Genomic DNA, 12,342 nt, shown 5'->3' on the forward strand with positions numbered 1-12,342 from the left:
CTTAAGAAAACAATTAAGCCCAGCCATCCAAGGTTCCTGCCCAGCCTTTGACCAAAGGCAAGCTTAATGCTTCTAGCAAATCAATATGCGCTTCATCAAGGTTCAACGCGGGAATATAATGATATTCTTGCCCGCCCGCGTTAAGAAAATTATCACGATTCTCAATCGCCAATTCTTCCAGTGTTTCTAAGCAATCAGCGGAGAACGCCGGACTAATCACCTGTACTGAACGCACCCCAGATTTGCCCCAATCTTCTAACACCACATCGGTATAAGGCTTGACCCATTCTTGCTTACCAAAGCGCGACTGGAAACTGATAATCCATTCATCATCTTGCAGACCAAGTTCGTGCGCGACTTGCGCGGCGGTACATTTACAACGTTTTGGATACGGGTCGCCTTTATCAGCATAAGGCTGCGGAATCCCATGGAAGCTAAACATCAGCTTTTCAGGCTTGCCATGTTCCGCTTGAAAGCGGCGAATCGAATCAGCTAGGGCTTTGATATAAAGCGGATGGGCAAAGTAATCTTTGACAATGCTATAGTTTGGCAAGTTACGTTGCTTGAGCGTCCATTTGGTTAACGCATCATATACCGCACCGCCAGATGATGCCGAATACTGCGGAAATAATGGCAAGATAACAAAATGATCAACGCCTTCGCTACGCAAGGTATCCATCACATCAGGCAGGCCAGGATTGCCATAGCTCATCGCCGGATGCACAGACACCCGAAATGGCGCAACACTATCAGCCAAGCGCGGCTCGAGCAGCTCAACTTGGCTTTTTAGTATTTTGCGAATGGGCGAGTCGCCTTCCCAAATACTGGCATACGCTTTTGCCACCCGTTTTGGTCGGCTTGGCAACACAAACAGGTTTAGAATAATTGCCCATAAGAATTTAGGGATTTCAATCACGCGCGGGTCAGATAAAAACTGTTTGAGATAGCGGCGTACGGCTGGTGCAGTCGGCTCATCAGGCGTACCTAGGTTGACTAACAAGACGGCAATACGTGGCGGCAATTTAGGTTTCATAGAGTATTATTTATTCACTTATTAAATCATCAGGAAATATATTAGATAGAAACATAACGAGCAAGCAGAGAAGCTTATAAACGAGATATTATAAGGTTTAAAATAGCTGCTATTGTTCGCCTTTAGTGTAGCATTTTATAAGAGCAGAACGCATGGTAAAGGCAACCGTTATACACTTTAATATGTGCTTTAATACCTGCCTTGATACTTGTCTTGATACTGCCCTTAATAGGCGCTTAAAATAAAGACTTGGCGCGAAGGTTGTACTCCTACGCACATCGCCATACAATAGACAAGCTTATAACAATAAACTAGTTAGACCAATTACTGTCGCCATCCTAGGTTTGTTTTATTTATAACCGTTTTTTTATCCATGACTATTGTTTTATCCATAACTGTTGTTTTGTGAGGTAGCTTTGAGCGCACGTTCTGATAGTACCAGTGAGCATTCCACCAATCATGCCGCTAATGCAACCGATACCGTCGATTCGGTAGGTTCAGTTGGCATCGTCACGCCGCAGACTTTTCATTTCGCTGAGCCGTTGACCTTGGAGTGCAATCGCACCCTGCCCTCATTCGATTTAATCTTTGAAACTTATGGCACGCTCAATAGCGACAAATCAAACGCCATCCTTATCTGTCACGCCTTATCAGGTAGCCATCATGCGGCAGGCTTTCATAGTGACGACGATAAAAAAGCGGGTTGGTGGGACAATATGATTGGCCCTAATAAAGCCATTGATACTAATCGCTTTTTTGTCGTTTGCGTCAATAATATCGGCAGCTGCTTTGGTTCTACCGGTCCAACGACCATCAATCCTGACACCGTCCATTCAAGTCAAAAAAGCTCAGATAAGAATAATGAGAACAGCGAGCCACAAGTTTATGGCCCTGACTTTCCCCTTGTCACCATTAAAGACTGGGTAAAAACCCAAGCCATGCTCTCAGACCGTTTGGGCATTGAGGTTTGGCATGCCATCGTCGGCGGCTCAATGGGCGGTATGCAAGCCCTGCAATGGTCGGTCGATTATCCAGAGCGGTTAAAACGCTGCGTGGTTATTGCCAGTACACCAAAGCTTTCTGCGCAAAACATCGCTTTTAATGAAGTCGCGCGTCAGTCTATTTTATCCGACCCTGATTTTAAAGACGGACGCTATTTGCAGGCGGGTACTTATCCGCGTCGCGGGCTTATTCTTGCGCGTATGGTTGGTCATATCACCTACTTGACTGATGACGCGATGAAGGCAAAATTTGGTCGTGATTTAAAATCTGGTAAGTTTATGTATGGCTATGACGTTGAGTTTCAAGTTGAGAGCTATTTGCGCTATCAAGGCGAACGCTTTAGTGAAAACTTCGATGCCAATACCTATCTGCTGATGACCAAAGCCTTAGATTATTTTGACCCGACGCGTGATTATCCATCAGCAGCAACATTAGAATCCGCATCAGTAAAAGCTGAATATGCCGAGAACAAAATTGATAAAACGTTAAATAATAGCGCGCATGCTGATAACGTTAATGTTGCCAATGAAAAAGAGCTAAGCGCGCTCAAAGCCGCCTTTGCCCATACGCAGTGTCAGTATTTGGTGGTGTCATTTACCACCGATTGGCGCTTTGCCCCTGAGCGCTCGCAAGAGATTGTCGATGCATTAATGGCGACTGGTAAGCCGGTCAGCTATATCAATGTCGATGCACCGCACGGTCATGATTCGTTTTTATTTGATATTCCGCGTTATATGGGTGCCGTTAAAGGCTTTTTGACCGCGCCATTTATTGCTAATAGCATGACAGCCAAAGGAGAACGCTCATGAGAATGGACCATCAATTGGCTGAGCGTTGGATTGCACCGCACTCGCATGTGCTTGATTTAGGCTGCGGTAATGGTGAGCTACTCGCGCATTTACAGCAAAATCTAGGCGTGACCGGTTATGGACTTGAGATTGACGAGGACAAAATTAATGAAGCCATTACTAAAGGCCTATCCATCGTCGAGCAAGACCTCAATGATGGCTTAAGCCGTTTTGCAGATAATAGCTTTGATACGGTCGTTATGGCACGAGCACTACAAGCGGTAAAAGCGCCTGATGTTCTCCTGCTCGATATGCTACGCGTCGCCCGCGAAGCCGTCATTACCTTCCCTAACTTTGCCCATTGGCAAAACCGCCTGCATTTGGGCTTAAAAGGTCTGATGCCAGTTTCAGAAGCGTTGCCTTATGAGTGGTATAACACGCCAAATATTCATCTATGTACCTTTAAGGACTTTGAGCAGCTGTGCGCGCAGCATGATATTCATATCATCAACCGCTTTGCTGTCAGTGACTCGGAAAAAGGTCATAACCCGCTGATGACTGCATTAATACGTCAAGCTCCTAACCTTTTAGCAGACGTCGCTATCTATCGCGTCAGCAAGCAAAAACGGGATTAATAATCGTATTTTTTGTCGTTTATTAAAGTGAATTTAACGCCATTACTACCTATTTTAATCTTAAGCGATTGTTAATTCCTCCTTACCCTTCAGTAACTCTATGATTTTATTGAGGACAATGAGGTACAGTTAGGAATTAAATCCTGTAATTAGTATTTGAGTTTCGTAAGTTTGGGTGTTAAGCTAGCGAAATAGTGTCAATCACCCCCTAATTACGACCGTTTGTCGGGTTAATCAGGGACGACTATGACACTACCGATACGAAACACTACCAACACGAATTATTTTGCTAATGATTAGGTAAGTTGGTATTGCAAGATTTCACCTAATTGTTATCGCCGTCTAACTGTCTTTAGCGAGACAATTTTTAGCGGTGCAACTTATCTTTTGCTTATTAACTGCCTAATTTTGGAGCTGCTATGAAATTATTAAAAGCTGCGTTGTTTACTGCCCTGTTTTCTTGTGCGGGCCTTGCCAACGCTGAGTTAATATCAAACGTGCCACTTGATACCTCACGTTTTGAGCTAATGCCTATCAGTGAGCTGTCTGCCAGCGCTGCCCAAGGTAACAATCACGCTCAGTTTTACTTAGCCAAGCGTTTGCAAAAAGGTGAAGGCGTTGCCCAAAATACCCAACAAGCTGTCCAATGGTATACCAAAGCAGCTCAGCAAGGCGTTGCCCCTGCTCAGTTGAATCTTGCCATCATGTACTTGCGCGGTGAAGGTGTCCAACCAAATCTACAGCAAGCACGCCTTTGGTTAGAAAAAGCGGCAATGCGCGGCGATAACCGTGCCAGTTATACGCTTGCTTTGCTAGATGAAAAGCAAAAAAACCTAGTTGATGCTTATAAATGGTACGACTTAGCTGCCCGTGACGGTATGCTCGATGAAAAAGTACGTAACAAAGCTCGCGGTAAAATCGGTCAGCTAGCATTGAACTTATCAAGCTCAGACATTGCTAGTGCCCGTAGCAAAGCCGATACTTGGTTCCAGAGTAAGTAAACTCTAATTTTGACCTTACACAGTCAATAAAATAAGCTCAGTATTATACTGGGCTTTTTTGTTTGCCATTTTTATTATCTCTCATATTTCTATGAGGTTTTAGAATGATAAAACCTCCAAAATCTTCCCAAAATTTGCTAAACTACGCGCGCATTAGCGAATTCCACAATTGCGCTAGTGTTATGAGCTTTACCAATTCATTTTAACCGTTAATTTTAAAAGCACCTTAAACCCAATGCACTAGGTTTGCGACCTAGCCAGCAGGAGAAAAACATGAGTACCAATCAAGACAGCAGCACCAAAAATAGCAATATCCAAGATAGCACTACAACTGATAACAAAGCAGCGCCTGCTTACGATAGCGTGACCAATAATATCGTCGTTGCCGCACTTTATAAGTTCACGCGCTTTAGCGATTTTGAGCAATATCGTGAGCCAATTTTAAATACCATGCTTGATAATGATGTCAAAGGCACTTTATTACTGGCCAGCGAAGGTATTAACGGCACGATTTCTGGCAGCCGCCAAGGTATTGATAATGTCTTAGATTATTTGCGCAGTATCGAAGCGATTGGCAGCTTTACTTTTAAAGAATCTTATACTGATGCGCAGCCTTTTTATCGCACTAAGGTGAAGCTTAAAAAAGAAATCGTCACTATGGGCGTAGAGAATATCGACCCGTTACAATCGGTCGGTCGCTATGTAAAACCAAGCGAATGGAATGCGCTTATCTCAGATCCTGACGTTATTTTGATTGATACCCGTAACGATTATGAAGTTCAAATCGGTACGTTTCAAAACGCGGTTAATCCAAACACCGAAACCTTCCGCGAGTTTCCAGAGTACGTGGCAAAAGAGCTCGACCCAACGAAACATAAAAAAGTCGCCATGTTCTGTACCGGCGGTATTCGTTGTGAGAAATCTACTGCTTATATGCGCGAACAAGGCTTTGAAGAGGTCTATCATTTAGAAGGCGGTATCTTAAAGTATTTAGAAGAAATCCCAGCCAGCGAATCAATGTGGCAAGGCGATTGCTTCGTCTTTGATAACCGCGTGTCGGTCAATCATAACCTAGAAAAAGGCAACTATGAGCAATGCTTTGCTTGCCGTATGCCGATTACTCATGAGGAAATGCAAAGCGCCGCCTATATCAAAGGCGAGTCGTGCCCGCATTGTATCGATAAAGCGACTGAAGAACAAAAAGCCCGCTTCCGTGAGCGCGAGCATCAAATGCAGTTAGCCAAAAAACGTGGTGAGGCGCATATCGGTAGCGATGTGATGGATGTTATAGAAAAGCGTAAAGCCGCTAAGATTGAAGCCCGACGTCAAGCGGAAGCTGCGAATAAAGCCAAAGCTTAAGAAGTTAAGCGTTAAACTTTTAAATGATTAGCCATAAAAAAGAGAGGCTCTATTAATAGAGCCTCTCTTTTTTTATACCAGTCGTAAAATTAAATAATAACGCTTAATTTTAGAACAAGATACGTACGCGAATGGTTTCTTCAACGTCTTTTAGCTGATCTAATGCAGCTGTTGAATCGTTATAATCCACATCCATCACCAGATAACCCACATCGCCTTCCGTCATTAAGCTCTGCGCTAAAATGTTGATGTGCGCTTCGGCGAACAGACGGTTAATCTGTGATAGTACGCCTGGGACGTTTCTATGGATATGCAGCAGACGATGCGAGCCTTCTTTAAACGGCACAGAGACTTCTGGGAAGTTCACAGCGGTTGCAGTATCGCCTTGGTCAGAGTATCTAACAAACTTATCGGCAACTTCAAGACCGATATTCGCCTGCGCTTCTTGGGTTGAGCCACCGATATGCGGCGTCAAGATAACGTTGTCAAATTTACGTAGTGGTGATTCAAACTCTTCATCAGCAGATTTTGGCTCTTTCGGGAACACGTCAATCGCTGCACCCAAGATTTTACCAGACTCAAGAACTGCCGCCAAATCATCAATCTCAACACAAGTACCACGAGCGGCGTTGATAAAGTAGCTGCCGTCTTTCATATGCGCAAACTGCGCCGCACCCATCATATAGCGGGTGCTTGGTACATCAGGCACATGCAAGGTGACGATATCAGCGGTTGATAATAGCTCTTCTAAGCTACCTACTTGCACGGCATTACCTAGTGGCAATTTGGTCAAGACATCATGATAAATGACTTTCATACCGAAGCTTTCAGCCAATACCGACAATTGCGAGCCGATAGAGCCATAACCGACGATACCGATCGTCTTGCCACGTACTTCATGTGAGTTGGTCGCAGACTTGCCCCAACCGCCGCGATGTACGGTCGCATTCTTTTCAGGGATACCGCGATATAGCATGATGGCTTCGGCCAATACCAGCTCAGCAACCGAGCGGGTGTTCGAATATGGCGCGTTAAAGACAGGAATACCCAAATCTCGAGCGGCGTCCAAGTCGACTTGGTTGGTACCGATACAAAAACAGCCAATACCGATAAGCTTGTGTGCGTGCTCAAGGACTTCACGCGTCAGCTGCGTACGCGAGCGGATACCGATGAAGTGAGCATCTTTAATCTTTTCGATAAGCTCATCTTGATCTAAAGCGTGACTGATATTCTCGATGTTATGATAACCAGCCCCTTCCAATACTTTTAACGCATTGTCATGTAGACCTTCAAGCAATAAAAACCGGATTTTGTCTTTTTGTAGTGATAACGCCATGTGAGAACTGTCCTATAATTGTCTTATAAAAATCATCAGTGGGATAAGTATGATGGATGAAACGAAAACAGTCTGGATATCTTACACAAAATTTGGCAGCGATGTTAGCAGATTAGATGAATTATTGCTTATCAAGCCTGAAAACTTTTTATGCTATAGTAAATCACGGTATATAAACCTGATATCTAAACCCTGTACTTAGATTTTGCGCTTAAACTTTGCACTTAGAACTTGTACTTAAACTTAGAACTTGTACTTAAAATTTGCATGCAAACGCTGTATCTAAAATTTATTAAACTTTTTTTAATTATGAATATTACTTACACTAGTTAGGCGTATGACCGCATATCTATCTATCATTGCAACACGCGCTCACTTATACTTATATTAATTATATGAACCCAGTTGCTTATATAAACCCATAAACCCAATTATTTATATAAACACAGTTATAACCGCTGAGTTATATCCATTTAGCGATATAATAATCCCTTTTATGCATAGCGCTTACGTTTCTACCGAGATTTGACCATGACTTCTTTAGCTAGCCAAAGCAACACTACCGCTCAAAACAATGCTACCACCCCTACTGCTGCTGTCCAGACCATCTTAAGCAACTTGCTTGATGCTCATCAGTTTGACGCCAGCCAAATCAAAACCGATAGCGAAAGCTTGGAGCATTGGGGCAAAGACTGGACCAAGCACTTTGCTCCCGCCGCTGCGGCTATCGTCTTTCCAAAGACTACCGAGCAAGTGCAAGCGATTGTATTACTTGCTAATGAGCATAACGTGGTCTTAACACCAAGTGGCGGTCGTACCGGTCTGTCTGCTGGTGCAGTTGCCGCTAATGGTGAGATTGTCGTCAGTATGGATAAAATGAATCATATCGGACAATTCTATCCTGCTGACCGTATGGTAGAAATTGAAGCGGGCGTGGTCACGCAGCAGTTGCAACAGTTTGCCGAATCGAAAGACCTCTACTACCCTGTCGACTTTGCTTCTGCTGGCTCAAGTCAAATTGGTGGCAATATCGGCACCAATGCCGGCGGTATTAAAGTCATTCGTTATGGTATGACCCGTCAATGGATTATGGGGCTCACAGTTGTTACTGGTAAAGGTGATATCTTGCAGCTTAACCGCGGTATGGTTAAAAACGCCACGGGTTATGATTTGCGTCAATTGTTTATCGGTAGCGAAGGCACGCTAGGCTTTGTCACTCATGCCCAAATCAAACTTGAACGTCAGCCGCAAGATTTAAACGTTATGGTCTTAGGCATGGACAGCTTTAATGATGTCATGAATGTGCTCTCTGCCTTTCAAGCACAAATCGATTTGACCGCGTTTGAGTTCTTTGATGATGTGGCGATTGATAAGCTGATGGCACATGGCCAAGTACAAGAACCATTTGAATCACGCACCAAGTTTTATACCCTATTAGAGTTCGAAGCGCCTTATGAGCCTATCATGGATAAGGCCATGGCAATCTTTGAGCATTGCATGGAGCAAGGTTGGGTCGTTGATGGGGTGATGAGTCAGAGTCTCGCGCAAGCTGAAGAGCTGTGGAAGCTGCGCGAATACATCTCTGAAACCATCTCGGTATTCACCCCTTATAAGAATGACGTTTCTGTACTAATCAGCTACGTACCTGAATTTATCGCTGAGATTGACCATATCGTTAGTAGTAACTACCCTGACTTTGAAGTCTGCTGGTTCGGGCATATCGGTGATGGGAATTTGCATCTTAATATCTTAAAGCCTGAAAACATGAGTAAAGATGATTTCTTTAGCGAGTGTCAGGTTGTTAATAAATACGTGTTTGAGACGGTGCAAAAATATGGTGGTTCCGTGTCTGCTGAACATGGCGTTGGTATGACCAAAAAGCCTTATCTCAATTATAGCCGTAGCGAGACTGAGATTGATTATCTGCGAGAAGTCAAAAAGGTCTTTGACCCCAATAATATTATGAACCGTGGCAAGATTTTTGATATGTAATTAATTGCTTGACCAAAATATTAGAAAGTTTGATGACATAAAAAAAGACGCTAAACGTTAAGTCTAGCGTCTTTTTTACTATTGAGCTGGCAATGCATCATTTGTATAAAAGATTAAAAGCGTAAAAGTAGTTAATCTATAAGATATTTATGATAAATAAAGCAGTACCAAGGCGATAATTAGCAATATACTTAAACAACCTTGAACCATTAGAAAGGCTTGATGCGGGGCGGCGACATGACGCACCATATTGCCAAGCGCATTATAAGTAATGCCTGCCGCTTTGACATGTGGCGGAGTATCAAAGGTTTGGATAATCTGCAAAAACTGCTCGGTACGCTCGGGCGACCAATCTTGCGGCGCAAATGGCAAATATGCTGACAGTTGAGCGGCTTGCTGCTTAGTCGTTGGTGACCATAACCAACGCTCCAAAAACAGCAAACGCATCCGCCAGTCTGAAAAATGACGCTGCTTGATGGTTTTTAAGAGCAATACTTGCACATTTTTATGGCGGGTATCAGCAAAGATACGCTGGGTAAGCGCCGCGACTTTGGCTTTTTCGCCTTCCATACATTGTAAAAAATGACCATTGCCATAACATAATGTACCTGTGATGCCGTGCTGCTCATTATAGTCGCGCGCATGGCCTTCCACTTCATCAAATATCGTCGCATTCAACCGTGAGGCAAGCGTCAAGCTGCTAACATACACCAGCTGCACCAAGGCCGTGTCTGCTATTTCATCTAATTTGCTCAAGGCATTAGGATGAGTGAGGGGCATAATAAAAATCCTAAAAGGTCACGGTAACAGGCAATTGAAAAAATGCGTCAAATAAGATGACGCTTAAGCAAATAAAAGCATCATTCATAAAAGATAGTAAGTCACAAAAACCTAGCAAATATTTACGCCGCTTGACTGTCATTGGTTACGGGAATTGCTATCATAAGCCGCGCAGTGTCAGTCATAATTAAGCGTCATAGCAGTTAAAATGAATTTATTAGCACAGCAGCATAAACCCTATAAAATAAGGGCAAGATGCAGTGCCAAGATAAGCACTTGTAAATGGGCTAAATTACCTCATTAAAATTAGCAATAACAGAGGCAATGTTTATAACTTATTGGCTATAACTTATTGTAAATACAAAGATAATTGATTGTAACGATTATATGCGCCTATTGGTATATTTTTCTCGACATTATTATCTGAAAAGTTATAGCAAAAATGAGTTGCTAGCTTTTTTATTTAGTAAATGCAGCAATATCAAACCGCTTATTAGGCGCTTTACTGACGAGTTTTGATAGCCACCTTTTTATGACTCACTTTATCAACATCTATGAATATCGCTTTATTATTAACATCGATTTATTACCACTGATTTATTATCACTGATTTATTATCACTGATTTATTATCACTGATTTATTATCACTGATTTATAGCAACGACAGACAGGAACATTATGAGCAAGATAGAAAAACCAGACGACTTTCACCTCACCATTGCTGAGATTAAGAAAAAAGATTATCCACAACTTAAAGCTTTAATGGATCGCGTTTATGTCAACTTAGGCGGTGCGTGGTCAAAAAACACCATTCATACCTTAATTGACGCCTTCCCTGAAGGACAGATTGCGCTCTTTGACCATGATGAGCTGATTGGTATTGTGCTATCGATGCGCGTTGATTACACCAAGTTTTCTAACCCGCATACTTATGATGACTTAATTGGTCATAAAGAGATTATTAGAGACAATCCTGATGGCGATGCTATTTATGGCTTAGATGCGCTAATCGACCCTGAATATCGTGGTTATCGTTTAGGTCGCAGGCTTTATGATGCGCGTAAAGAGCTGTGCCGCCAGTTAAACTTCCGCGCTATCTTAGCCGGTGGTCGTATTCCCAATTATCACAATCACCAAGACTTAACACCTGGTGAATATATTGAAGCCGTTGAAGCTCGTGAAATTCACGACCCCGCGCTGTCGTTTCAGTTATCAAATGGCTTTATCGTTAAACGTATTTTGACCGCTTATTTGCCAGATGATGCCCAATCTAAAGGTTTTGCGACCTTACTTGAATGGGCAAATATTTATTATGAGCCGCAAGATTATAAGCCCAATACGCGTAAATCAGAGGTCAGAATCGGTGGTATTCAGTGGCAAATGCGTGAGGTTGAATCACCTGAAGAGCTGTTGCAACAAGTTGAATTCTTCGTCGATATCATGGCTGATTACAACTCTGACTTTGCCTGTTTGCCAGAATTTTTTAACGCGCCGTTAATGGGTCTGTGTGAATCAACTGATCAAAACGTGGCCATTCGCTTTTTGGCCGGTTATACCGAATGGTTTAAAAACGAGATTTCGCATTTGGCGGTCAGCTATAACGTCAACGTCATCACCGGTTCTATGCCGTTCTTGGACGACGACGATACCTTGTATAATGTCAGCTATCTATGCCGCCGTGACGGTACGGTTGAAGAGCAGCGCAAAATTCACATTACCCCGCATGAACGTAGCGCGTGGGTGATTGAAGGCGGCGATGAAGTCAAAGTATTTGATACCGATGCTGGTCGTATCGGTATCCTAGTTTGCTATGACGTTGAGTTCCCAGAGCTTGCGCGCTTGATGGCACTTGATGACATGGATATCTTGTTCGTACCATTTTGGACAGATACTCAAAACGGCTATCTGCGCGTACGCCACTGTGCCCAAGCTCGGGCGATTGAAAACGAATGCTATGTGATGATTTGTGGTTCAGTCGGTAACTTACCGCAAGTTGAAAGCTTGGATATCCAATACGCACAGTCGTCTATTTTCTCACCGTCGGATTTTGCTTTCCCGCATGATGCGATTATGGCGGAAACCACGGCCAATACCGAAATGGTATTCTTCTCTGATTTAAACTTAGACAAGCTTATTCATGTTCGTAATGAAGGCTCGGTGCATAACCTGCTTGACCGCCGTGATGATTTATTTAGCTTAAAATGGAAGAGAAAGGCTAAAATTCCAGCAAGCAAATTGACCGATGAAGAGCGCCGTGAAAATTCAGGCAGTGTGCTTATCGGCGATCCACTGCAAGACCGTGCGCAAAAGCCTTAAGCGGTTATTTTAAAAAGTGGTTATTTTAAAAAGTAACCACTTATAACAGTTCCATAGATTTTACGAATAATACGGCTGACCATTCAGCCGTTTATTTTT

9 protein-coding genes are annotated in these 12,342 nt (G+C 43.1%); 6 read left to right on the forward strand and 3 right to left on the reverse strand.

The genetic code is table 11. The features are described 5' to 3' along the window. Positions 1-13: 13 nt before the first annotated feature. On the reverse strand, positions 14-1,033 hold the full coding sequence (hemH, locus tag JMX50_RS11545) for a ferrochelatase (RefSeq protein ID WP_201629619.1): 1,020 nt from the start codon (positions 1,031-1,033) through the stop codon (positions 14-16). A 506-nt stretch (positions 1,034-1,539) separates the two neighbouring features. Between hemH and metX the strand changes: the two genes are divergently transcribed. From metX to JMX50_RS11565, 4 genes are all read left to right on the forward strand, one after another. Beyond that, positions 1,540-2,844, forward strand: a complete 1,305-nt coding sequence (metX, locus tag JMX50_RS11550; RefSeq protein WP_227671044.1) for a homoserine O-acetyltransferase MetX — start codon at positions 1,540-1,542, stop codon at positions 2,842-2,844. Beyond that, a complete protein-coding gene (gene metW / locus JMX50_RS11555) occupies positions 2,841-3,458 on the forward strand; it encodes a methionine biosynthesis protein MetW (RefSeq protein WP_201625051.1) in 618 nt (205 codons plus the stop codon). Before metX ends, metW begins: the two co-directional genes overlap by 4 nt. Positions 3,459-3,877: 419 nt before the next feature. Next, positions 3,878-4,459, forward strand: coding sequence for a tetratricopeptide repeat protein (locus tag JMX50_RS11560; RefSeq protein WP_201562163.1), 582 nt, complete (start codon positions 3,878-3,880; stop codon positions 4,457-4,459). A gap of 363 nt (positions 4,460-4,822) precedes the next feature. Further along, positions 4,823-5,818, forward strand: a complete 996-nt coding sequence (locus JMX50_RS11565; protein ID WP_201629666.1) for a rhodanese-related sulfurtransferase — start codon at positions 4,823-4,825, stop codon at positions 5,816-5,818. Between the two features lie 109 nt (positions 5,819-5,927). Here JMX50_RS11565 and serA read toward each other — a convergent pair whose 3' ends face one another. After that, positions 5,928-7,154 (reverse strand): phosphoglycerate dehydrogenase, encoded by a 1,227-nt coding sequence (gene serA, locus JMX50_RS11570; protein WP_201562167.1) that lies wholly within the window; start codon positions 7,152-7,154, stop codon positions 5,928-5,930. Positions 7,155-7,685: 531 nt separating this feature from the next. Between serA and JMX50_RS11575 the strand changes: the two genes are divergently transcribed. Beyond that, on the forward strand, positions 7,686-9,146 hold the full coding sequence (locus JMX50_RS11575; protein WP_201629621.1) for an FAD-binding oxidoreductase: 1,461 nt from the start codon (positions 7,686-7,688) through the stop codon (positions 9,144-9,146). A 147-nt stretch (positions 9,147-9,293) separates the two neighbouring features. On the opposite strand, the gene JMX50_RS11580 is transcribed toward JMX50_RS11575, so the two are convergent. Then, the gene (locus tag JMX50_RS11580) at positions 9,294-9,926 is read right to left on the reverse strand and encodes a BLUF domain-containing protein (RefSeq protein WP_201562171.1); all 633 of its coding nucleotides are present in this window, start codon (positions 9,924-9,926) and stop codon (positions 9,294-9,296) included. Between the two features lie 679 nt (positions 9,927-10,605). Between JMX50_RS11580 and JMX50_RS11585 the strand changes: the two genes are divergently transcribed. Continuing rightward, complete coding sequence (locus tag JMX50_RS11585) at positions 10,606-12,243, forward strand: carbon-nitrogen hydrolase family protein (protein WP_201562173.1); 1,638 nt, start codon at positions 10,606-10,608, stop codon at positions 12,241-12,243. Positions 12,244-12,342: the final 99 nt, after the last annotated feature.

It is taken from the genome of Psychrobacter maritimus, from assembly GCF_904846345.1.
Classification (GTDB): Bacteria; Pseudomonadota; Gammaproteobacteria; order Pseudomonadales; family Moraxellaceae; genus Psychrobacter; species Psychrobacter maritimus.